At 54.3% G+C, this 22316-nt stretch carries 21 protein-coding genes; 8 read left to right on the top strand and 13 right to left on the bottom strand.

Annotated elements, in window-relative coordinates; genetic code table 11:
* Complete coding sequence (gene pldA, locus ABRZ28_RS19760) at positions 1 to 867, bottom strand: phospholipase A (protein WP_319605764.1); 867 nt, start codon at positions 865 to 867, stop codon at positions 1 to 3.
* A 347-nt stretch (positions 868 to 1214) separates the two neighbouring features.
* Between pldA and rarD the strand changes: the two genes are divergently transcribed.
* Positions 1215 to 2138 carry an EamA family transporter RarD gene (gene rarD, locus ABRZ28_RS19765; protein ID WP_330521251.1) on the top strand — a complete coding sequence of 308 codons (924 nt, stop codon included), beginning with the start codon at positions 1215 to 1217 and terminating at the stop codon, positions 2136 to 2138.
* Here rarD and ABRZ28_RS19770 read toward each other — a convergent pair.
* Positions 2113 to 3162, bottom strand: a complete 1050-nt coding sequence (locus ABRZ28_RS19770; protein ID WP_330521252.1) for an AbrB family transcriptional regulator — start codon at positions 3160 to 3162, stop codon at positions 2113 to 2115. The two genes, rarD and ABRZ28_RS19770, sit on opposite strands and share 26 nt — an antisense overlap.
* Before the next feature lie 130 nt (positions 3163 to 3292).
* On the bottom strand, positions 3293 to 4243 hold the full coding sequence (gene corA / locus ABRZ28_RS19775; RefSeq protein WP_319605761.1) for a magnesium/cobalt transporter CorA: 951 nt from the start codon (positions 4241 to 4243) through the stop codon (positions 3293 to 3295).
* Between the two features lie 559 nt (positions 4244 to 4802).
* Between corA and ABRZ28_RS19780 the strand changes: the two genes are divergently transcribed.
* Together ABRZ28_RS19780 and ABRZ28_RS19785 are read left to right on the top strand one after the other, a co-directional pair.
* Positions 4803 to 5336, top strand: coding sequence for a PAAR domain-containing protein (locus ABRZ28_RS19780; protein ID WP_330521253.1), 534 nt, complete (start codon positions 4803 to 4805; stop codon positions 5334 to 5336).
* Between the two features lie 9 nt (positions 5337 to 5345).
* Positions 5346 to 6317, top strand: coding sequence for a DUF6402 family protein (locus tag ABRZ28_RS19785; RefSeq protein ID WP_330521254.1), 972 nt, complete (start codon positions 5346 to 5348; stop codon positions 6315 to 6317).
* On the opposite strand, the gene ABRZ28_RS19790 is transcribed toward ABRZ28_RS19785, so the two are convergent.
* The 9 genes from ABRZ28_RS19790 to lptM all read right to left on the bottom strand — a co-directional run bounded on the left by ABRZ28_RS19790 (position 6314) and on the right by lptM (position 14060).
* A complete protein-coding gene (locus ABRZ28_RS19790) occupies positions 6314 to 6685 on the bottom strand; it encodes a hypothetical protein (RefSeq protein WP_330521255.1) in 372 nt (123 codons plus the stop codon). The two genes, ABRZ28_RS19785 and ABRZ28_RS19790, sit on opposite strands and share 4 nt — an antisense overlap.
* Before the next feature lie 296 nt (positions 6686 to 6981).
* Positions 6982 to 7347 carry a hypothetical protein gene (locus tag ABRZ28_RS19795; RefSeq protein ID WP_330521256.1) on the bottom strand — a complete coding sequence of 122 codons (366 nt, stop codon included), beginning with the start codon at positions 7345 to 7347 and terminating at the stop codon, positions 6982 to 6984.
* A 65-nt stretch (positions 7348 to 7412) separates the two neighbouring features.
* Positions 7413 to 8156: a cyclase family protein gene (locus ABRZ28_RS19800; protein ID WP_330521257.1), complete on the bottom strand. Its 744-nt coding sequence runs from the start codon at positions 8154 to 8156 to the stop codon at positions 7413 to 7415.
* Between the two features lie 80 nt (positions 8157 to 8236).
* Positions 8237 to 10399 (bottom strand): DNA helicase II, encoded by a 2163-nt coding sequence (uvrD, locus tag ABRZ28_RS19805; protein ID WP_319605759.1) that lies wholly within the window; start codon positions 10397 to 10399, stop codon positions 8237 to 8239.
* Between the two features lie 237 nt (positions 10400 to 10636).
* Positions 10637 to 11353 (bottom strand): 5-amino-6-(5-phospho-D-ribitylamino)uracil phosphatase YigB, encoded by a 717-nt coding sequence (yigB, locus tag ABRZ28_RS19810; protein WP_330521258.1) that lies wholly within the window; start codon positions 11351 to 11353, stop codon positions 10637 to 10639.
* Complete coding sequence (xerC, locus tag ABRZ28_RS19815; protein ID WP_330521259.1) at positions 11353 to 12276, bottom strand: tyrosine recombinase XerC; 924 nt, start codon at positions 12274 to 12276, stop codon at positions 11353 to 11355. The genes yigB and xerC overlap by 1 nt, the downstream gene beginning before the upstream one ends.
* Entirely contained in the window at positions 12273 to 12980 is a 708-nt protein-coding gene (locus tag ABRZ28_RS19820; RefSeq protein WP_319605756.1) for a DUF484 domain-containing protein, read from the bottom strand. Before ABRZ28_RS19820 ends, xerC begins: the two co-directional genes overlap by 4 nt.
* Complete coding sequence (gene dapF, locus ABRZ28_RS19825) at positions 12977 to 13801, bottom strand: diaminopimelate epimerase (protein WP_319605755.1); 825 nt, start codon at positions 13799 to 13801, stop codon at positions 12977 to 12979. Before dapF ends, ABRZ28_RS19820 begins: the two co-directional genes overlap by 4 nt.
* Positions 13802 to 13892: 91 nt before the next feature.
* The gene (lptM, locus tag ABRZ28_RS19830; protein WP_330521260.1) at positions 13893 to 14060 is read right to left on the bottom strand and encodes an LPS translocon maturation chaperone LptM; all 168 of its coding nucleotides are present in this window, start codon (positions 14058 to 14060) and stop codon (positions 13893 to 13895) included.
* Between the two features lie 77 nt (positions 14061 to 14137).
* Here lptM and cyaY point away from each other — a divergent pair, with 77 nt between their 5' ends.
* Positions 14138 to 14458, top strand: coding sequence for an iron donor protein CyaY (cyaY, locus tag ABRZ28_RS19835; RefSeq protein ID WP_319605753.1), 321 nt, complete (start codon positions 14138 to 14140; stop codon positions 14456 to 14458).
* A gap of 74 nt (positions 14459 to 14532) precedes the next feature.
* Here cyaY and ABRZ28_RS19840 read toward each other — a convergent pair whose 3' ends face one another.
* Positions 14533 to 17088 (bottom strand): class I adenylate cyclase, encoded by a 2556-nt coding sequence (locus ABRZ28_RS19840; protein ID WP_319605752.1) that lies wholly within the window; start codon positions 17086 to 17088, stop codon positions 14533 to 14535.
* Between the two features lie 331 nt (positions 17089 to 17419).
* On the opposite strand from ABRZ28_RS19840, the gene hemC reads away from it, so the two are divergent.
* Genes hemC through hemY form a run of 4 tightly spaced genes read left to right on the top strand, consistent with a single transcriptional unit; the run spans position 17420 to position 21481 of the window.
* Positions 17420 to 18361, top strand: coding sequence for a hydroxymethylbilane synthase (hemC, locus tag ABRZ28_RS19845; protein ID WP_319605751.1), 942 nt, complete (start codon positions 17420 to 17422; stop codon positions 18359 to 18361).
* Entirely contained in the window at positions 18358 to 19098 is a 741-nt protein-coding gene (hemD, locus tag ABRZ28_RS19850) for a uroporphyrinogen-III synthase (RefSeq protein WP_319605750.1), read from the top strand. Before hemC ends, hemD begins: the two co-directional genes overlap by 4 nt.
* A gap of 23 nt (positions 19099 to 19121) precedes the next feature.
* Positions 19122 to 20249, top strand: a complete 1128-nt coding sequence (gene hemX, locus ABRZ28_RS19855; protein ID WP_330521262.1) for a uroporphyrinogen-III C-methyltransferase — start codon at positions 19122 to 19124, stop codon at positions 20247 to 20249.
* Positions 20250 to 20251: 2 nt separating this feature from the next.
* Complete coding sequence (gene hemY, locus ABRZ28_RS19860) at positions 20252 to 21481, top strand: protoheme IX biogenesis protein HemY (protein WP_330521263.1); 1230 nt, start codon at positions 20252 to 20254, stop codon at positions 21479 to 21481.
* Positions 21482 to 22316: the final 835 nt, after the last annotated feature.

Consider the following 22316-nt stretch of genomic DNA (forward strand, 5'->3'; position numbering starts at 1 on the left):
TCAGAACATATCGTTTAGCGTCACCCCAACCCCGAAACGGGTCTGGCGGTGATTATAATCAATCAGCGACTCGCCATAGCCGCTGAAGACTTTGGTATAGAAGCGCACGTGTTCCGTCAGCGGATAGCTCCAGCCCAGCTCGCCGCCGCCGTAGCCCGTGTTCCAGTTATAGCGGCCTTCCGCGCTGATGACGCTGTCGCCCCAGACATAGCCGACGCGCAGACGGTAGTGTCCCATATATTTGGTGATATCCGGGTTATCGTCGCGGCTGTCGGAAAAACGGATCCAGGGTTTCACATCCACCTGCCAGTTGCCGTTTTGCGCCATCAGGCGGACATAAGCGCGATTCCAGCTCCGCGATGTCGGTTCGGAACGGCCGTTAGACTGATGATTGAAGCCGACTTCGACATCCCGCAGCGTCCAGCCGGCCACGGAGTAATCCGTCGCCCAGCCAAGGAAAACCTGCGGCTCGTAATCGGTTTCCCGAAACGGCGAAGACTGGCTTTTATTGGACATTTGCCACCATGAGCGCTGGGTATAGGACGCGCCCAGCAACGAATTATCGCCCAGAATACCCCGCCACAGAGGAAAACCAAGACTAAGCTGAAAATTCACTTCATCTTTGCGAGCGGCGTTGCTCCAGTTATAGCTCTGTATCGCGGTCTTATTAATATTACTGGTGTAGGTATACAGTAAATAGTTGCTCTCGTACGGATAAAGAATAAACGGACTATCGTGCTTTTGTAACAGACTGGCGATGATGCTGCCGCGCACGGCGGGCTTGTCATGCACCGACTCTATTGTTGCTTCTTCCGCCTGAGCATGTATCGCCAACAGCATCACCAGCATGCCTACTATTTTACGCATTCACTTCTTCTCCTGAGCGATCGGCTACGTCTACTTCCCGTCATGTTCGTCAGCCGGAAATCCGCGATCCCGACGGCCGCCCCCGGCGAGTCAATCAGAACGCCTGAGCGGCTCACATGAAATCCAAAGGGGCCATTTTACACAGTTCGCCGCTATTTGAATCAACGTTCCGCCGTTTCTCGGTTTTTTCTGGTCTGAAACACATTTAATGAATAAAAAAACAATTAATTAACCTTTTATCCACCTGTTCCCGCTATTTACCTTGCGGGCTGAGGATAACAATGAAAATGCCCCCGGTTTTGGATAAACTCTTATTTTTCCATATCGTTTTTTCTATCGAGTCACCCATGGATGCGCAGCAAACCCGCAAGGGGATTTTTTTCGCTCTGGGCGCTTACACCATCTGGGGTATTGCGCCCGTTTACTTTAAGCTACTCGAACATGTACCCGCCGATGAAATATTGACGCACCGGATTATCTGGTCGTTTTTCTTTATGTTGATCCTGTTGAGCATCGGCCGGAAATGGCGTCAGGTTCGCGTCGCCTGTAAAAACGTCAAACGCCTGCTGCTGCTCGCATTCACCAGCGTATTAATCGGCGGCAACTGGTTGCTGTATATCTGGGCGGTCAATAACCACCATATGCTGGAAGCCAGCCTGGGTTACTTCATTAATCCATTGGTGAACGTCATGCTGGGAATGCTGTTTTTGGGCGAACGCTTCCGCCATCTGCAATGGCTGGCCGTGTCGCTGGCCGTCGCCGGCGTGCTGGTCCAACTCTGGACCTTCGGCTCGCTGCCCGTCATCGGGCTGGGACTGGCTTTCAGCTTTGCCTTATATGGCCTGCTGAGAAAGAAAATCGGGATTGACGGCCAGATCGGCATGCTGATTGAAACCCTGTGGCTGCTGCCGGCCGCGAGCGTTTACCTGTTTTTTATTGCCGATACGCCAAGCAGTCATCTGGCTGAAAACAGCGGATCGTTAAACCTGCTTTTAATGTGCGCCGGTATTATCACCACCATTCCCTTGCTGTTTTTTACCGCCGCCGCCATGCGCTTGCGCCTGTCTACGCTGGGTTTCTTCCAATATCTGGGACCAACCTTAACGTTCCTGCTGGCCGTGACCTGCTATGGCGAAACGTTCGGCGAAGATAAAATGATTACCTTCGCTTTTATCTGGAGCGCGCTGGCGTTGTTTATTCTGGATGCGTTTTATCACCGGCATAAACAGCGGCAAGCCGCCGGCATCACGGCGCGATGCGCCGGGAGATAAAACGCGACAGGAGCGGGCTTACTATCAGGGTCGCGAACAGCCTCATCGTTTGCATCGCGATCACAAAGGCCATGTCGACGTTGCTGCCCGCGGCAATAATGGCAATCGAATCCAGCCCGCCGGGGCTGGTCGCCAGATAAGCCGTCAGCAGATCAATCGGCAGAACCCGAGTCACCATCAGCGCCATCGCGCCGCACAACAGCATCAGCCCGATAATCGACGCCATCATCTGCGGCAAGGTGCGTATCGCCAGCAGAAAAATCGCCCGGGTAAAGGATAAACCGACGCTCCAGCCGATAATCGCATAGGCCAGCGCCAGCAGCCATTCCGGGGTCTGCAAGGTCAGCGCGCCGGTTGAATGCAACAGCGAGCCGATAATCATCGGCCCCAGCAGTGCGCCGGAGGGAATGCGCAGCCGCCGCCCTAACCATGCGCAGCTAAAGGCGACGCTCAGGGTCGCCGGGAAACGCCAGTCCAGCGCCGGAAACCATATCAGCATGGCGCTGTTGTGCGCAGCCCCGTCCCCCAGGCTGATACGCGCAACAAAAGCCGCCGCCGCCGTTACCATCAGGACGCGCAAATATTGCATAAACGCGACCAGCCGCACATCCGCGCCGAAATCCCCCGCCATGGCCACCATCGCCGAAGCGCCGCCGGGAGACGCGCCCCACGCGCCCGTCGTGCCGGGCAGTTCGCTGAATTTCATCAGCAGCCAGCCGGACAACCCGCTGGCGGCGAGGGTCGCCAGCAGAATAAACAGCACCATCAACCAGTGGTCCAATAAAGGCATCAGGATTGACAGCGACAGGCTTTGCGCCACCAGACAACCCAGCACCGCGTTGCTACCGGCAAAAAAGACGGGGGGAAGACGAATGGTTGCGCCGTTCAGTCCCATGACGGCCCCAACCAGCATAGGGCCAAGCAACAACGCGGCCGGAACGTGATAGACCTGAAGCACAACACCCAGCACCAGCGAGACCGAGAACAGAATCCCCCATTGCATTAAGGGTGAGCTATTGCGCATGCACACAACCTGTTTCAGTAATATGACGACTGCCGCCATTCTAAACGGATTGTACAAATAATTAACATGGAAATTAATCGCGCGAGGGAAAACGTCAACGCGCGCCGCAAACCAGGGCGCGCGACGCGTTTCAGAGCCAGTTCTTGCGTTTGAAATAAAGATAAGGGGCCAGACCCGCCAGGATCATCAGCACGATGGCGGCCGGATAACCAAATGACCATTTCAGCTCAGGCATAAACGAAAAGTTCATCCCATAGCTGGAGGCCACCAGCGTCGGCGGCAGGAACACCACGGAGACCACCGAGAATATCTTGATAATGCGGCTCTGTTCGATATTGATGAAGCCCATCGCCGCCTGCATCAGGAAGTTGACCTTCTGGAACAAGGATTCGTTATGCGGCAGCAGGGATTCGATATCGCGCAGGATCTCGCGCGCCTGTTCCAACTGGCCGGAAGGCAAGCGGGCCTTGCGCACCAGGAAGTTGAGCGCACGCTGGGTATCCATCAAGCACAGACGCACCTTCCAGCCGATATCCTCCAACTCAGCCAGCGTGGAAAGCGCCTCATCGTACTCGTCGCCCTGACGGCCTTCCATAATGATGCGGCTTAGCGACTCCAGATCGCTGTAGATATTTTCAATTTCGTCCGCCAGTTGTTCGATTTTGGTTTCAAATAAGTCAAGCAACAGTTCATAGGCATTACCATCGACCAGCGTCTGATTACGCGCCCGCATCCGGTAGAGACGAAACGCCGGCAGCTCGCGTTCACGCAGCGTGTACAAACGGCCGTCGCGAATGGTAAACGCCACGGTGGCGTTGCCGGCGTGGTCTTCGGCATCCTCAAAAAAGAAAAAGGAGTGAATATGCAACCCGTCTTCATCCTCAAAGAAACGCGCGGACGCTTCAATGTCTTCCAACTCCGGCCGGGTCGCCAGGCTTTGTCCCAGTTCATTTTGTACTTTCTCACGCTCGTCGACTTCCGGCTCGATCAAATCGACCCAGACAGAGGAGGTGAGATCATCGGAATCGTCCAGCTCCAGACGAGATAAACGGCAATTATCCAGTTTAAATGCGCTCAGCATAGGCCACTGCTTCCTTTTTCATGAACAGAAAAGAATGGACAACGCGATTGAAGCAGAGAAACAAGGGTGAAAGCGTCACCGGCAGGTTTCAGTCCGTTCGACGGATCTGACTCACAGCGACATTGATGAAGAGATCGCTGACAACCACTGAGGCTATCAGCAACGGGAGGATAGCCTTAGAAGTTGTACCTAATGGTCAGGTTATTGAGCCAGCATCGACTGGGAGCGTCCAAGGCGTAAGTCCTCCAGGAATAATGATGCGCGCATGTTACGCCGAGATGAAAAAGGCTGTCAACTTTAAAACCGCGGCTGATGTGCCTTCTCCGTACGTTAGATAACGATATAAATCGGTTGCTTCCGGCGTGAGATGTCCACGCCATTTAAGCCAATGATTCCGTTAATTCATGTTAGACGCTCAGCTATAGACAAAAGCGCGAAATTGAACAAAATAACTGCGCCCCAGCCACAATCCCCTTGTAATCAAGTGGTTTTGTCTACAGGGATAGTCATTAAAAAATCACAACTTAAATCAATAACATAATTAAAAATGGAGAAAGTTATGTTACGAGCTTGCATAACCACAGGCGATACGACAACCCACGGCGGCACGCTAATGGAAGGTGAACCCAGTTTTGTCGTCATGGGGAAATATGCCGTCACGGTAGGTCATAAGTTCTGGTGTCCACAGTGTAAGTGCTGGTCAATATTCATTGAAGGGGATAGGAGTTTTCTAATCGATGGCAGAGCCAGAGTGCTTCAGGGACATAAAACCTCTTGCGGCGCCATCGCAATTCATACGCAGAATAATCACGAATGGAGCGTGGTTGATGAGGATGAATCAGCCGGAAAGGTAAGACAATCACAGCAACAGATAACAGACCCAATAGCCGGCAACAGAGAGGACGGTCATTATACCCATTCATTCTTTATAAAGAACAACGCCCAAGAAAACATCGCTTACACACTGCTGGAAGAGGGGGTTGAGATTGCTTGTGATGTAGCAACGACCGCTAACTACGCTTCACAAAAGGCCGTTACCGTTTCCGCTAAAAAAGTTCAAATCGCTATATCCGCACCTAAACCGAAAATTTGAGGCTTTATTATGGGACTGTCATCAGCAAACAGGAATGCGTCGTTAGGGATCCTGGATAAAAATGCTCAATTTATTGTTAGCGAAGCAAAAACCAAACTGAAAGAACGTAATGCATCCTCCAGCGTTGAAGTGACTCCGTTGCAGGTAACGGAAATTCCAGCCGCCATGCGTAAGATGGGATGGAAGCGCTCGGCAAAACTGTTGGATCGCTGGTTTAGCTCCCCAGCCTGGGCAATGCCGGAAAGTTGGAAATCCGGGCGTGATATGCCGAAAGCGCTGTATATTCCCAGCGAACATTGCGATGAAGAAACGATAAAAATGTCATGGGTATTAAACTATCCTCGGGTGAAAGAAAAATTCGATGAGCTGATAACCACTCGGGCTTATTCTCCGGCTGGCTTAAGACAGGTAGTGAAACGCCTGAAAGCGCTGGGGTGGGATGGCCGTGGAGCATATACTTTCGGCCGTTATAATATTATCGGCAGACCGGTGGTTTCCGCTCGAGAGATGGAGCAGTATTATCAGAATAATTTTATAGCCGCATGTACATTTCCCTATAACATATTCGATACCTTAGACGATATGTATGGTGCTTTAGGTACGTTTAACCTAAAAACAGGGTTATTAGGCACAGCGTTTCGCGATACAGACAATAAAGTATATTTTGACACAAGATATATCGGTGTTTATGTAAAGGATACATTTGAGTTTATAAATAATAATGGAAGTGACCAATTCTTAGGTGTTTGGACAGATAATGGAATATTAACTCGAGGTAAATTTATTTTAATGGCAACATCACAATTAAATGAATCAGCGAAAAAATACTATTATCAATTCATAGGAAATAAAATCGCGAAAATTCACAACTCTGATTTTCAACACTATAGGGATAAAAATAACAAAGGCGGCGATTTCGTTATTTTATCCGATGTTTTGTGGATCAAGCAATCCGGAAGATACCGGCTCGATTGGGATTAAATTGCCAAGACAATAAAAAAAGCTGGAATATAAAAACAAAGCGCACAGCGGATAAAGGTTTTTTTCGCTGTGCTTCTTTTTATTAGTGAATAAAAAACAGCGATCATCAGAACAACTAAACCATAAAACAATGCACTGGCTAATGGTATATAATTTAATGGAATATATCTATAGGGCGATGATAAAGCCGAGTCAAGAAATAAAAATATAAAAAATGAAAGTACAATCGATGTAGCAAAAAACACAAAGGCATATATCACACCAAAGCGGTACGTCATACCCTTGCATCGACTGACGAGTTCAGCCAATGCAAAACCAATAATAATCCCCGCAGCAAGAGATAAAACGTTTAACACCGGAAACCCCATTATATTACAGTCCATTGATTATAATCAGACAGCATAATTTATCTTACTATTCAAACAACTTCCAGTCGGACATGGCATATGTGACAAGCTGTCTTTGCAAAAGCGCCTCTTTTGCCAGACGCCCGCCTGGCAGTCAGGCGTCTTCCGGCAGGTAGGCGATGGCACGCGCCGGGAAACTCGCCGTATCGGCAAAGTTGGGTTACATCACGTGAATATAGGCGCCGGTGGGCGGAACCTACTCATCCTTGTCGTCACTTGTGGCTCAAACAACCCGGCAGATACCGGCTCGATTGGGATTAAATCGCTAAGGCAATAAAAAAAGCTGGAATATAAAAACAAAGCGCACAGCGGATAAAAGTTTTTTTTGCTGTGCTTCTTTTTATTAATGAATAAAAAATAGCGACAACCAACACAACAAAACCATAAAACAATGCACAAAGCAACGGAATATAATTCATTGAAATATGAGTATATGTTGGGTCATAACTGGCAGCAACAAATATTAAGAGCGAAAATATAATCGATGTAACAAAAAACACAAAGGAATATATCACGCCAAAACGGTACGTCATGCCCTTGCATCGACTGACGAGTTCAGCCAATGCAAAACCAATAATAATCCCCGCGGCAAGGGATAAAACGTTTAACACCGGAAATCCCATTATATTACAGTCCATTGATTATAATCAGCCAGCATAATTTATCTTACTATTCAAACGACTTCCAGTCAGGCGTCTTCCGGCAGGTAGGCGACGGCGCGCACAGGGAAACTCGCCGTACCGGCAAAGTTGGGATACATCACGTGAATATAGGCGCCGGTGGGCGGAATCTGCTCAAGATTGTTCAGCACTTCGACCTGATACGCGTTCTGATCCAGAACGTAATATTCCCCGATCAGCGCGTTGTGGCGGCGAAAATCCACGGCGGCGTCGGTGTCCAGCGTTTCATGTCCGACAGCGCTGATGCCGCGTTGTTCAAACAGGAATGTTAACGCTTCGATAGACCACCCCGGCGTGTGGCTGTTTCCCTGCTCATCCTTGTTGTCGAACGCCCGCCCGTCCGGCCATCTTTTGCTCCAGCCGCTGGCGAAGGCGACGAAACTGTCCGCCGGGATCGTTCCCCATTGCGCCTCGAACTGCAAAACGTCATCCACCGTCAGACGGTAGTCCGGGTCGCGATCGACCGCTTCCTGCTTGTGAATCACCGACAGCGGTAGTAATAACTCTTTATTATCAATGCGATCCAGATAGCGCTTGCCCGCGACAAAATGCCCCGGCGAATCGATATGCGTTCCGGTCGGCGTGGTAAACGTGACTTCCTCCGCGAAAAAACCGTGCTGTTCAACGCTGAACACCGTTTTACGCTTCACGCCCTCAAAAGCGCTGAAAACCGGGATATCGCCCGTTATCGGGTGGGTTAAATCCACCCATTTCTTTTGACGTAAAGCATCCACAATCTGCTTCAATGTCATGCCGCTGCTCCTTGTTGCTCTTTTTATTCTCGTCCGACGTCTGCCAGACCGCTCGCCGGTGATTGGCCGCCAGGTCTAAATCATACCGCTTCCAGCCGGGCATACGCGGCCACCAGCCATTTTATGCCCTGCCCTTGAAACGCCACCTGAATCCGGCAGTGCTCGCCGCTGCCTTCCAGATTAACGATGGTGCCTTCGCCAAATTTGGCATGCCGTACCCGCTGGCCCAGGCGATAACCGCTGTCGGTTTCGCTTATCGGCGTGCCAAGACGCTGGTGATTGACCGGGCGCGACACGCTGGCCCGCAGCCTGACTTCCTCGACGCACTCCGCCGGTAGTTCGCCGACAAAGCGGGACGGCCGGTGATAGGCTTCTTTACCGTATAAACGCCGGGATTCCGCGTAGGTCAGCGTCAGTTTTCGCATCGCGCGCGTTACCCCGACATAGGCCAGACGGCGCTCTTCCTCCAGCCGGCCGCCTTCGTCGAGCGACATCTGGCTGGGGAACATGCCTTCTTCCATGCCGACGATAAACACCTGCGGAAACTCCAACCCTTTCGCCGAGTGCAACGTCATTAACTGCACCGCATCCTGATAGGCATCCGCCTGCCCCTCCCCCGCTTCCAGGGCCGCATGCGATAAAAACGCCTGCAACGGCATCAGATCCTGATCTTCATCCTGATAGCTGTATTGCCGCGTCGCGGTAACCAGTTCCTCAAGGTTTTCCACCCGCGCCTGTCCTTTCTCGCCTTTCTCCTGCTCGTACATACTCCACAGACCGGAATCTTTGATCACCCGGTCGGTTTGCACATGCAGCGGCATTTCAGCGGTTTCATCCGCCAGCGCATTCACCAGCTCGACGAAACGCTGCAACGCCGATGCTGCCCTGCCCGCCAGCGCCTTTTCCTGCAATAGTGTACGCGTGGACTGCCAGAGCGTAAGCTGCCGCTCCCGGGCGGTTTGCCGTACCACGTCCAGCGTTCTGTCGCCGATGCCGCGCGTCGGCGTATTCACCACGCGCTCAAAGGCCGCGTCATCGTTACGATTGGCGATCAGGCGCAGGTAAGCCAGCGCATCCTTGATTTCCTGCCGCTCGAAGAAGCGCATGCCGCCATAAATGCGGTACGGCATGCTCTGCTGAAGCAAGGCTTCTTCCAGCACGCGCGACTGGGCGTTGCTGCGGTACAGGATGGCGTTATCGCTCAGCGCGCCGCCGTTCTCCTGCCAGACTTTAATCCGGTTGACCACAAAACGCGCTTCATCCAGTTCGTTAAACGCGCAGTACAGCGAGATGGGTTCGCCCTCCGCGTCCTCCGTCCATAGATTCTTGCCTAAACGCCCGCCGTTATGCGCAATCAGGGCATTGGCCGCATTCAGGATATTGCTGGTCGAACGGTAATTCTGCTCCAGGCGGATGGTTTGCGCGCCGGCGAAATCCTGGAGAAAGAGCTGAATGTTTTCCACCTGCGCGCCGCGCCAGCCATAAATCGACTGGTCGTCATCCCCGACGATCATCACATTGGCGCTATCCCCCGCCAGCATGCGGATCCAGGCATATTGAATACGGTTGGTATCCTGAAATTCATCCACCAGAATATTGGTAAAGCGTTCGCGGTAGTGATTCAGAATATGCGGCTTATTCAGCCACAGTTCGTGGGCGCGCAGCAGCAGCTCGGCGAAATCCACCAGCCCGGCCCGGTCGCAGGCCTCCTGATAAGCCTGATAAACCCGCTGCCAGGTCTGTTCTATCGGATTGCCGTAACTTTCGATATGTTGAGGACGCAAACCTTCGTCCTTCTTGCCGTTGATGTACCACATGGCCTGACGCGGCGGCCACTGTTTCTCATCCAGATTCAGCGCGCGAATCAGGCGCTTGAGCAAACGCAGCTGATCTTCGCCGTCCAGGATCTGAAAATCCTGCGGCAGGCCGGCATCCAGATGATGCGCGCGCAGCAGACGGTGCGCCAGACCGTGGAAGGTGCCGATCCACATGCCGCCCTGGCTGGTGCCGATCAGATGTTCGATACGGTGACGCATTTCCGCCGCGGCTTTATTGGTGAACGTCACCGCCATAATGGAATAAGGAGAGCAGCCTTCGACGGACAACAGCCAGGCGATACGATGCACCAGCACCCGCGTCTTGCCGCTGCCCGCCCCCGCCAGCACGAGTAAATTGCTGCGCGGCGCGGCTACCGCCTCTCGTTGTTTGTCGTTGAGGCCATCGAGTAGAGCAGAAACGTCCATAGGTACGGTATCCGTTGACGGGAAACCGTATCGTCGCGAAGCAACACGGTCACCACTGATTATTGACACAAGACAAACCCGGCATCGTTCAGGCGGCGGAAGCATTGACCGCCATGACGGTTAAGCCGCTTCCCGCGCCGTGAAAAAACGCCGGGATCGTTTTTTAACAACGCAAAACGTTGACCCGAAGGCGGGCAGGATAGTCCGCCATAATCTATTGGGTATATATACAGGTGATTATAACAACGCTGTCAGCGATGCCAATCGGCAAATTTCGATATGCGGCAGCAAGCGGGCATCATCGATATGCATCAGGTCGCCTTGCCGCAGGTTGATCCAGCAAGTCTGCATCCCGCAGCGCACGGCGCCGGCGACATCGGTGGTAAGATCGTCGCCGACGTGCAGAATCTGGTTAAGCGGCAGATTGAGCTTTTCCGCCGCCAGATGATACATATCGGCGAACGGTTTTGAGCGGCCGTCCGGACCGGCGCGCAGCACAAAGGCAAAGTAGCGCTCCAGGCCGAACTGATAGGGATCGGCGTTGCCGTTGGTGATCGCCGCCAGCGGCACCTGCTCGGCCAGCGTCGCCAGCGTACGATGCGTCTCTTCCGGTATGACGATCTGATTGCGCCAATAGGCGACGTTGTCCATCGCCGCCATTGACCCCCACATCGCCTCGTCGGCATTCAGGCCGATGTTCTTCATCGCCTGTTCAACCGCCCGCCGCCGCCATTCCGTGACGTCGTGATAGATTTCAGGTTCTTGCGCCCGTAGTTCGTCGCGCAGGCGCTGTAAATCCGCTTCCTGAAAATCTTTCAGACCGGGATGATACTGTTGCAAAAAAGCGATCGATTCCTGCTTGGTGCGCCGTATCACCTCGGCGTTATCGTACAGCGTGTCGTCTAAATCGAAGGTTATCGCACGGATGGGGCCTAATGGTCGGTAAAAATGCATCAATGTTTTCCCCGTTTGGCACGTGGATGTGCGGCATCGTATACGGACGCCAAGTGTTGAAAGTCCAGATGGGTATAGATCTGCGTCGTGGAAAGATTGGCATGGCCGAGCAATTCCTGCACCGCGCGTAAATCACCGCTGGATTCCAGCATATGGGTGGCAAATGAGTGACGCAGCTTATGCGGATGAACATGGCTATTGACGCCTTGTTTGCCCCCCCACTCCGCAAAGCGTTTCTGCACATTGCGCATGGAAATACGCCGGCCCTGATTGGAAATAAAAATGGCGTCATCCTGCGGCCCGAACAACTCACGCAGCGCCAGCCAGCGCTCAAGCCAGGTTACCGCCGTTTTGCCCATCGGCAGCCGGCGTTCCTTGCTGCCTTTACCCAACACCCAGACTTCGCCGCTGTCCAGATCGATATGGCGGCAGTCCATGCCGACCAGTTCGGCCAAACGCAGACCCGCGCCGTACATCACTTCCAGCATCGCGCGGTCGCGCACCGCCAGCGGATCGTCGAGCTCGATATCCAGCAGACGATTCATTTCATCCACGTCCATATTTTTCGGCAGATGACGGCCGACTCGCGGCGTCGACACGCCTTTGGCGGGGTTGGCGCCCAGTTCGCCGCGCGCAACCATCCAATCGAGGAAACTGCGCAGGGCGGACAGCCGCAGCGCCAGACTGGACGCGTGCAGCCCGTCGCGTTTACTGCGGGAAACCACGGCGCGAACGCCGGCCGCATCCAGCGTTCGCCAGTCATCCACGCCGGCGGACGAAACCATGGCGATAACCGCCGCAAGCTGACGGGCGTAGCTGCTCAGCGTCAACGGACTCATTTGACGCTCCACCTTCAGGTAACGCAGGAAATCGTCAACCGGCGACTGAAGCCGGGGAGCGACGGGCGCGGCGGGTTGGCTCATACCCGTTCAATCCAGCGCGCCAGCATGGCGGGGAGAATCGTCATCGCCATCTGCTGCAACAGCACGGTTCCCATGCCATCCTGATAGTGATGGCTATCGCGGCTGGTGAAGATCAGCAGCCCCAGGTCGTGATCCTCGCCGAGCATGGATAACGCCACCGATCCCACCTGTTTGGCCTGCGGCAACAGCAGCAACAGTTCGGGGCCGTTCAGATTACCCAGATAATGGTTGGCCTGACCAAGACGCTGGATACGCAACGGCTCAAACGCCGAACGATTCAGCGATAAATGGGTGAAATCAGACGGCGCGCCGATACGCCATTTGTCGCTGAACAGACGAACCGAGGCGCCCGACAGCCCGAGCTTGCGCGCCCAGCGTTGCAGCCTGTCCAGCATATCCATCAGGCTATCCGCCGCCGCCAGCTCGGTTTGCAGGCCCAGCAGGCGATTGAACAGCGATTCGTTAACGCCCGCCTGCTGCATCAACAACGTGATTTCTTCCTCAAGCTGGGTGATGTGGTGCCGTTGACGAGACAACTGCCACTCCACCAGCGATACCGTTCCCCTGACGGGGTGCGGTATGCGCATCTGCTCGATCTGCCGGGCATTGCGGATAAAGAAATCAGGATTCTGTTGCAGGAACTGCAACACCATGTCGTCACTGAGTGCGATCTGGCGTTCCGCCTGCTCCTCGACATTCTTCATAAATGAATAAACCCATCGTAAACATGCGTTGCGGGTCCGGTCATGAATAACGGATGTCCCGGCCCATCCCAGTGGATATCCAGATCGCCGCCCGGCAGCGATACCTTGACCTGTGAAGACAGCAGATCCTGCTGAATGCCGACGGCCACCGCGGCGCAGGCCCCGCTGCCGCAGGCCTGAGTCTCGCCGGCGCCGCGTTCATAAACCCGCAGCTTGACGGTATTGCGGTCAACGATTTGCATAAAACCGATATTGGCGCGCTCAGGGAAGCGCTCATGGCTTTCCAGCAACGGCCCCAACACCTCGACATTGGCGGTCGCCGCCTCCTCCACCTGCATCACGCAGTGAGGGTTGCCCATGGAGACCACGCCGCATAATACGGTGTGTTCCTCCACGCGCATAATGTAGGTTTTTTCGGCTTTCATGGCGCGAAAAGGGATCTGCTGCGGCTCGAAATTGGGTTCCCCCATATTCACCCGCACCAGGTCGTCCTCCGTAACGCTGAGGATCATCCGTCCCGTCTGGGTGCTGACCGCGATATCACGCTTGTTGGTCAACCCTTTCAGACGCACAAAACGGGCGAAGCAGCGCGCGCCGTTGCCGCACTGCGCCACTTCGCTGCCGTCGGCATTGAAAATACGGTAATGGAAATCCAACTCGGGATCGTACGGCGGCTCAACCACCAGGAGTTGATCAAATCCCACGCCGCAGTGCCGATCCGACAAGCGGCGGATCAGCTCGGGTGAAAAATAAACATTCTGCGTGACGGCATCAACAACCATGAAATCGTTGCCTAACCCATGCATTTTAGCGAACTGCATTATCCTGACTCCGCTGGCTTAACCGGACGCGGTAAACGCTATCGTGACCTGTTATAAACATAATGATAGATATATCAGACACCATCGCCGGTTACTGCCGCGCGGACGATTTTTGCTGTGTGTGATCCGCACTCTGCTGCTGAGCGTCGGGCGATGCCGACTTGCCCTCCGGCGGAAAATAAAGCGGCCCTTTAAGACCGCAGCCGAACAACGCCAGCAGCGATAACGCCAGAAAAAACCGGCGAAATACCTTTTTCATAACATTAAGACCTGTAATTCATGCATGCATGCTCTCTATAATCGCAGGTGGATCATGAAAATCAATAGGAATCGAAAATGAACGATAGCGAGTTCCATCAATTAGCCGACGAACTGATGCTGCAACTGGAAGAAACGCTGGACCAATTCGACGGGGATGCCGATATCGATTACGAAACCAACGGCGGCGTGATGACGCTGACCTTTGAAAACAAAACAAAAATTGTCATCAATCGTCAGGAGCCATTGCACCAGATTTGGCTGGCGACCAAAACCGGCGGTTATCACTTCAACTATCAGGATAAACGCTGGGTGTGCGATCGCAGCGGAGAAGATTTCATGTCGCTGCTGTCCGCCGCCTGCTCCACCCAGGCCGGAGAAACGGTGCGCTTCAGCTAAGCCGTCTGCGACGGCATGCTACGACTAACGGAGAAAGGAGGCTGGCGCGTCGCCCGCCTGCGGGGCGCCGGGAATTAAAATATTTGTAACCGCTGTTGCATACCTTTGGCGGCATCGCCGAGCACCGGGGTAATGCAAAGATGAGAAAGCGCGCTGCTGCGAAACGGGATCACCTGAGTGCGGCCGTCCAGTTGCACAATCTGATAAAACTGCGGCAGATTGAAATTGATAAAACTGGATCCATAGGTAAAGCGATCGTGAGAGGAGGAATAGAAACGGCTCACGTCGCGCACCAATTCCTCTTTGCTGCCTTCGCAGTGATGATACACTTCAACCCGGTTGGACTCATCCAGAATATAAATATTAAACCCTTGATTTTCATCCAAATCTTCAAAGAAGAATTGGATAATGCCCTCGCTGGCGACGCCATCGACCACCGGGGGTAAATGCACATGGCTGGATTCAATATGAACCGGCACGCCTTGCAGTTTATTGTTGGAAATCGCGCCATAGAATTCAACGGCGTTTTCCAGTTTCTGCACCGAAACGCTCAGCCGTTCAAAGAACAGTCCCCAGGTTTGCCCGGCGACCTTCACCGCTTTAAACCGACCCGGTTCCTGACGCGTGCTGGTCAGGCGCAGCTCAATGCATTCGGAGACCAGCTGCTGCACGCGCGTACGAATCAGCCCGCGCAAATGCTGGCTGTAGCAGAACACTTCCAGCGACTCCGGCAACGCCGCATCCTGATGCATCTTGCCCAGAATCGTTTTCAGCGCTTCCAGCACCGCCTGTTCGCCGCTGAAATGCAGCGTACGCACTTCATTCCACGAATTGCGATACAACAGATCGATGCTGCCGACCAGACATTGCTGCTGTTGACCAAAACTGAACACATCCATCTGCCGGAAATCGAAATGCCCCACCTGATTGCGGAAGACGGCGGTGGGATCATGTTCCAGATTGACGATAATGGCTAAATGGCGGATTTCGCACGGGCTGTACAGCGCCTTCGGCGTCGGCGCCGCCAGACGCAAGGGGAAATGGCTGGAAACATCGGACACCAGCGCCTGTAGACGGGTGATATCGCACAGTTCGCTGCCTTTAATGTGCAGATGCGTCTTCGGCGTCAGCAAGCCGTTAAAGTAGGCCCAGGCCACCAGCTTGTTCAGATAGCGGTTATATTCCAGCGGCTGATGGCTGATGATGGCATCCATCGACGGCGCCTGATTGTACAGATACCAACCGGAGCGGTTCGCACGTCCGATCGGCACATAAATAAAGGTTAAATTCGGCTCCGACAGGTCGGGCGAAATCTGCGGGTTCAGCAGCGTCACCTTGCCGGGCAGCGCTTCAAACGCGGCGTACAGCTTGCGGGTCAAGACGCCGATATCCTGCGGACTGGCGCTGACGCTCAGATTATTGCGCCGTGCGAAGCGAATCAGGTTGCGATAGGCCTGCATCATCGCATCCAGCAGTTCGTTATGCGCTTCACGTACCCGTTCAATCTTCCAGTTGGCGCGATTATCCAACATCGCCAGATGATCGTCGCTCCAACCCCATTCTTGCACCAGCTGTTGCAGAATCTGGCGCCGCCAGCCGACGCAGGCATGGTCGCTGGAAAGTTTTTCACACACTTTTAAATAGAAACATCGGCGCACCAGGTCGAGACGGGTCGGATCGTTTATCTGCGTCAGATAATTCGTCACCCGTTCCAGCATCATGCAATAAGGATCCAGACCGAAAGAGACGATCTCGCCTTTGTGCAGACGTTTTTTGATGTCCATGGACAACAGACGCGTATCCGGATACTCCCAGGAATAGGCTTCCAGCAGCAGCGTTTTCAATACCGCCTTGTAAGGGGAGTCGATGCTTTTATAGAGCTGCCACAGGCTGGCGCCGAAATATTCTTCCGCCGACAGCGTGCTCAGCCCGCCGAGATCCAGCCACTCGTTCGGCGCCAGCGCGCCTTGCGCGTACAGCGACAGGACATATTCATCGTAATTCGCTTCTTCTTCCACCGGCACCATATTCCACAGGATACGCTTGCCCGCCATGCGGACCGCCGTGCGGTAGAACTCGTCCAGTAAAAGAATATGCTGGGTGGATCCGCAATCTTCGCCGCCCAGACTGCCGCTTTCATTGTGGCGAAAGCGGTTTTCATCCATCAGGAAGAAGCTGACGTCCACGCCCTGCGCGGCGGCCCACTCTTCCAGCAGGGTGCATTTCTTCTGTAAGCGTTGACGCTCTTCGTTATCCAGCCAGGATTGATGGCAAACCCAGATATCCAGATCGGAACTACAGCTCTGTCCAATAGACGAGGTGCTGCCCATGGAGTAGACGCCGGTAATCGGCAATTCGCCCTTATCGTGGGAGTCGGCAAACGGTCCCCAGCGCAGTTCGATTTTATCCAGGTATTGTTGCTGCTTTTCATCAGGCGTGTGGAAGCAAATGCCGTGAGGAACCTTGCCCTCGACATAGCCCGGCATGAGTGGGTGGTGATAATGTAATAAAATCGGCACAAGACTGTAGACCTGCTGAAAAGCAGGTTTCATTGCGGCCAGAGCCCGATCAACACGCAGTTGGTTGATCGCATCCAGTCTTTGCTTCAAAGTCTCGATATAGAAGTACAAGACGTTTCGCCTGATTATCAGTGCTTAGAAAAAACGTATTCCTGACTTGCCAACGGTTATATTTAGCAGAATGTTGGGCAAGATATTGCTGGAAACGTGATCAATTTAACACCTTGCTGATTAAGCGTAAAGAAAGTAAAGAAAGTTAGACTTATCCTCCTTGCTTTCATTACGGTTTTAATTATCGCCTGAGAAATCCGGCCTGTCACATGTCATTTCAAACCCGTTCATTTTCTGCCGTTTTGCCGGCGGACTCCGATGTCCGTCACCTGACACTGGCGCACTATCAATGATACGATGGCGCCGGAAAACGATAAAAACGGTATCAAGCATGTTAGACAATATCATTAGAATTGCTACCCGACAGAGCCCGTTGGCGCTGTGGCAAGCACAATATGTTCAGCAATTGCTGAGCCGCCACCATCCGGGACTTCGGGTAGAACTGGTACCGATGGTGACCCGCGGCGATATTATCCTCGATACCCCCTTAGCCAAGGTCGGCGGCAAGGGATTATTTGTCAAAGAATTGGAACTGGCGCTGCTTGAAGATCGCGCCGATATCGCCGTCCATTCAATGAAGGATGTCCCGGCTGAATTTCCTGAAGGCCTCGGTCTGGCGACGATTTGCGAGCGCGACGATCCGCGCGACGCCTTTGTCTCCAATCATTATGCCGATCTTGATCAACTGCCGGCGGGCAGTTGCGTCGGCACGTCGAGCCTGCGCCGTCAGTGCCAGTTGCGCGCCCGGCGCCCCGATCTGATCGTCCGCGATTTACGCGGGAATGTGGGCACCCGGCTGGCGAAACTGGATAGCGGCGACTATGACGCGATTATTCTGGCGGCGGCGGGACTGAAACGTCTGAAGCTGGAAGACCGGATCCGCAGCCCGCTCAGCCCGGAAATTTCGTTACCGGCGGTAGGACAAGGGGCGATCGGCATTGAGTGCCGGCAGGACGATAAACAAACCCGCCGGCTGCTTTCTCCGCTCAACCATGCCGCCACCGCCGTCCGCGTGCAGGCTGAACGGGCGATGAACCTGCGTCTGGAAGGCGGATGCCAGGTGCCTATCGGCAGCTACGCCGAACTGGACGGCGATACGCTGTGGCTGCGCGCGCTGGTCGGCTCGCCGGATGGCGGCCGAATCATTACCGGCGAGCGCCGGGGAAAACCGTCCGAAGCGGAACAGATCGGCGTCGCGCTGGCGGAAGAGCTGTTGGCCAAAGGCGCCAAAGCCATTCTCCAGGCGGTTTATCGGGACATCCCCTCATCATGACGATTCTGGTTACCCGTCCGTCTCCGGCTGGTGAACAACTGGTGACCCGCTTAAGAAAACGGGGCTACAGCGCTTATCACAGCCCGCTGATCGAATTTTCGCCGGGCGGCGAACTGGCGCAATTGCCCGCCATGCTGGCGAGCTTGCGCCCCGGCGATCTGCTCTTCGCGCTGTCCCGCCATGCCATCGATTATGCCGATCCGCTGTTAAGCCGCAGCGGCGCCGGCTGGCCGTCAAACCCGAGCTATTACGCCATCGGCCGCGCCACCGCGCTGGCGCTGCATAAAGTCAGCGCGCGGCATGTCGCCTACCCAACAGAGCGCGAGACCAGCGAAAGTTTACTGCAATTACCAGAATTACAGTATGTTAATGGTAAACACGCACTATTATTACGGGGTAACGGCGGTCGGGAACTGCTGGGCGACACGCTGGCGCAACGAGGGGCGAAAGTGAGTTACGCCGAATGTTACCAGCGCCGCCCCGTTCATTATGACGGACCGGAACAAAGCCGCCACTGGCAACAGGCCGGTATCGATACGCTGGTGATCACCAGCGGAGAAATGCTACAACGGATCTATACTTTAGTGCCTGATTACTATCGGGCTTCCTGGTTACTGGGTTGTCAGTTGATAGTGGTTAGCGAACGACTGGCCGTCCAGGCCCGCCAACTCGGCTGGCGTCATATTCGTATCGCCGATAATGCCGACAACGATGCGCTTATGCGCGCACTACAATAAACCTGATCATGGGATGTACCATTATGACGGAACACAATACCCCCACGACCCCATCCGAAACGGTGGCAGAACGGGTTGAGCCCGCGCATCAGCAGCAGGAGCCCAAACCGCAACCGTCCGGACGAAGCGGCGTCTTGCTGGGGTCGATAGCCATTATTATCGCGCTGGCGCTGAGCGGCGGGCTTTACTACTACACGCAACAACAAGAGCAGCAGAAAGCCGCCGTCATCCAGCGTCTGGAATCCCAGTTGAGCGCGTTGCAACAACAGTACAACCAGGGGCAACGGCAGTGGGAAGACGCGCAGCAGTCGCATAGCCAATCACTGAACGCCACCGAGCAGCGCCTTAACGCATTAACCCGCCAGTCGGATGAGATGAGTCAAAAACTGGCGTCGCTGACCGAGCACGACACCAACACCTGGCTGTTATCCCAGGCGGATTTCCTGGTGAAAATGGCGGGCCGCAAATTATGGAGCGATAAAGACGTCACCACGGCGGGCGCGTTGCTGAAAAGCGCGGACGCCAGCCTGGCGGAAATGAATGACCCAAGCGTGATTGAAGTGCGCCGCGCGCTCACCAACGACATCAGCGCGCTGGCGGGCGTCAGCCAGATCGACTTCGACGGCATCATTCTGAAAGTGAACCAGTTGACCGATCAGGTGGATAACCTGCGCCTTGCCGACAACAATAGCGATGAAACGCCGATGGATGAGAACAGCACCGAGCTGTCGGCCTCTCTCAGCGAATGGCGGCAAAATCTCAGCAAGAGCTGGCATAACTTTATCGCGGAATTCATCACCGTTCGCCGACGCGATAGCGCGGCGGAACCGCTGCTGGCGCCGAATCAGGATATTTATCTGCGCGAGAATATCCGCTCCCGTCTGCTGGTGGCCGCCCAGGCCATCCCGCGCCATCAGAACGAAACCTACAGACAGTCGCTGGAAACCGCCGCCACCTGGGTCAGGGCCTATTTTGATACCAGCGATCCCAACACCCAGGCCTTTCTGGAAAGCGTGGATGCGTTGAGCCAGCAGTCAGTTTCAATGGATGTGCCGACCACGCTGCAAAGCCAGCCGCTACTGGAAAAACTGATGCAGACGCGAGTACGCAACTTACTGGCGCAAACGCCAGCGACGCGGCAGGAGGGCTGAACATGCTGAAAATTTTGCTGCTGTTCCTCATCCTGATCGCCGGGGTGATCGTCGGCCCGATGGTCGCCGGTCATCAGGGATACGTACTGATTCAAACGGACAACTACAATATTGAAACCAGCGTAACCGGTCTGGTCATCATGCTGGTGTTGCTGTTCCTGGCGCTGCTGGTTATCGAGTGGGCGATCCGCCGTATTTTCCATACCGGCGCCCGCACCCGCGGTTGGTTTTTGGGCCGCAAACGCAGCCGGGCCAGAAAACAGACCAAGGCCGCGCTGCTCAAACTGGCGGAAGGCGATTATCGACAGGTAGAGAAATTGATGGCCCGCAATGCCGATCATGCGGATCAGCCGGTGGTTAACTATCTGATGGCGGCGGAAGCGGCGCAGCAGCGCGGCGACGAATTCCGCACCAAGCAATATCTGGAGCGCGCCGCGGAAATCGCCGATACCGATCAGCTGCCGGTGGATATTACCCGGGTACGCATCCAGTTGGCGCGTCATGAAGACCATGCCGCCCGTCACGGCGTGGATCGCCTGTTGGAAGTCGCCCCGCGCCACCCGGAAGTGTTGCGTCTGGCGGAGCAGGCTTTCCTGCGCACCAATGCCTACGGCGCGTTGCTGGATATTATTCCCGCGATGCGCAAAACGAACCTGCATGACGACGCGCAGTTGCAGGCGCTGGAGCAGCAGGCGTATATCGGCCTGATGAATCAGGCGATGGCCGACGGCGGCAGTGAAGAACTGAAACAGTGGTGGAATAACCAGAGCCGGAAAGTCCGCCATGAAGTGCCTTTGCAGGTGGCGATGGTGGAGCACCTTATCGAGTGCGACGACCACGATACCGCCCAGAAAATCATTCTGGACGGGCTCAAACGCCAGTATGACGAGCGGCTGGTTCTGTTGATGCCGCGCCTGAAGTCCGGCGATCCCGATCGGTTGGAAAAAATGTTGCGCCAGTTGATCAAACAACAGGGCGCGACGCCGTTGCTGAACAGCACGCTAGGCCAGCTATCGATGCAACATGGCGAATGGCAGCAGGCCAGCGATGCGTTCCGCGCCGCGTTGGATCAGCGTCCGGATGCCTATGACTACGCCTGGCGCGCCGATGCGCTGGATCGCCTTCATCTGCCCGACGAGGCCGCCCGGATGCGCCAGGAAGGCCTGATGCTCACGCTGTCCCCGGCGGAACCGCCGAAATCGCCTGCGGAACCGCCAAAACAAGACGGCTGATGGGCAACCTTATAGCCTAAATAATGCCAGTTGCGGGACAAAACGCCGTCGCTTTGAACAACGCAAAGTGTTGGCCCTGTACAGGGCCAATGCATACAGCTCGAAGTATGACCCGGATAGCGATAAGCCTTATATGCGGATTTGCCGGTTTACGCATAGCAGGACGACAACCATTAACATTCCCTTTATCCTGCCGTATAAATATTCCAACACCTCATTTCTAATAATGACAAATGATATTATTATCATAATAACAATTTGATTTAAAAGAATATTATTGTGATCTTCATCGCTTAATTCTCTTACCGTTTTATTGATTGTTGCGGCATAATGCACTGCTTAAATTTCTCAATGGACAGAAAATAGGAAACCGCATGGAGCATTATTCCGCGATACCCACGCCGCTTTCTTCCTTGAACCGCCACGTTCGCCCGCTACCGGCTGTCTGTTTCCGGCGCAACCGACCTCAATGTGGAATCCTCCACTTCCAGCGAGGGGTTGAGCAAGACCTATTGCCACCAGATAACCTTTACCGGCATCCGCAATATCGCCCCGGGCGAGATACTGTTGCAGGACGCCGACTTTACCGTCAATCCGCCAACGTGCGTTACGAACTGGCGCCGCCCAGTCCTGGGTCACAGTAGCGTCTCTGGCGAGACACGGTGAATAGCACGGATACAGAGGCAAATACAATAACAGGAGGTCACCACTGATGGGACAGCAACTCACTCACGCACTGGCGTTTTTTACCGCCGCGCCCGATAGCTGGTTTTCACAGGGAAAGAAAAAAATTGAAGCCTGCGGCCTATGGATCTGGGAAACGGTTCAGGGCGAC

The sequence above is a fragment of the Brenneria sp. g21c3 genome (assembly GCF_040240345.1).
GTDB lineage: Bacteria > Pseudomonadota > Gammaproteobacteria > Enterobacterales > Enterobacteriaceae > Brenneria.

Coding starts and splice junctions, on each gene's coding strand:
- ABRZ28_RS19820 (WP_319605756.1), bottom strand. CDS start 12,980: ATGAAGAATGTCGAGGAGCAGGCGGAACGCCAGATCGCACTCAGTGAC.
- ABRZ28_RS19795 (WP_330521256.1), bottom strand. CDS start 7,347: ATGGGATTTCCGGTGTTAAACGTTTTATCCCTTGCCGCGGGGATTATT.
- cyaY (WP_319605753.1), top strand. CDS start 14,138: ATGAACGATAGCGAGTTCCATCAATTAGCCGACGAACTGATGCTGCAA.
- ABRZ28_RS19800 (WP_330521257.1), bottom strand. CDS start 8,156: ATGACATTGAAGCAGATTGTGGATGCTTTACGTCAAAAGAAATGGGTG.
- ABRZ28_RS19785 (WP_330521254.1), top strand. CDS start 5,346: ATGGGACTGTCATCAGCAAACAGGAATGCGTCGTTAGGGATCCTGGAT.
- lptM (WP_330521260.1), bottom strand. CDS start 14,060: ATGAAAAAGGTATTTCGCCGGTTTTTTCTGGCGTTATCGCTGCTGGCG.
- pldA (WP_319605764.1), bottom strand. CDS start 867: ATGCGTAAAATAGTAGGCATGCTGGTGATGCTGTTGGCGATACATGCT.
- ABRZ28_RS19770 (WP_330521252.1), bottom strand. CDS start 3,162: ATGCGCAATAGCTCACCCTTAATGCAATGGGGGATTCTGTTCTCGGTC.
- hemX (WP_330521262.1), top strand. CDS start 19,122: ATGACGGAACACAATACCCCCACGACCCCATCCGAAACGGTGGCAGAA.
- rarD (WP_330521251.1), top strand. CDS start 1,215: ATGGATGCGCAGCAAACCCGCAAGGGGATTTTTTTCGCTCTGGGCGCT.
- dapF (WP_319605755.1), bottom strand. CDS start 13,801: ATGCAGTTCGCTAAAATGCATGGGTTAGGCAACGATTTCATGGTTGTT.
- corA (WP_319605761.1), bottom strand. CDS start 4,243: ATGCTGAGCGCATTTAAACTGGATAATTGCCGTTTATCTCGTCTGGAG.
- ABRZ28_RS19780 (WP_330521253.1), top strand. CDS start 4,803: ATGTTACGAGCTTGCATAACCACAGGCGATACGACAACCCACGGCGGC.
- hemC (WP_319605751.1), top strand. CDS start 17,420: ATGTTAGACAATATCATTAGAATTGCTACCCGACAGAGCCCGTTGGCG.
- uvrD (WP_319605759.1), bottom strand. CDS start 10,399: ATGGACGTTTCTGCTCTACTCGATGGCCTCAACGACAAACAACGAGAG.
- hemY (WP_330521263.1), top strand. CDS start 20,252: ATGCTGAAAATTTTGCTGCTGTTCCTCATCCTGATCGCCGGGGTGATC.
- xerC (WP_330521259.1), bottom strand. CDS start 12,276: ATGAGCCAACCCGCCGCGCCCGTCGCTCCCCGGCTTCAGTCGCCGGTT.
- ABRZ28_RS19790 (WP_330521255.1), bottom strand. CDS start 6,685: ATGGGGTTTCCGGTGTTAAACGTTTTATCTCTTGCTGCGGGGATTATT.
- hemD (WP_319605750.1), top strand. CDS start 18,358: ATGACGATTCTGGTTACCCGTCCGTCTCCGGCTGGTGAACAACTGGTG.
- yigB (WP_330521258.1), bottom strand. CDS start 11,353: ATGCATTTTTACCGACCATTAGGCCCCATCCGTGCGATAACCTTCGAT.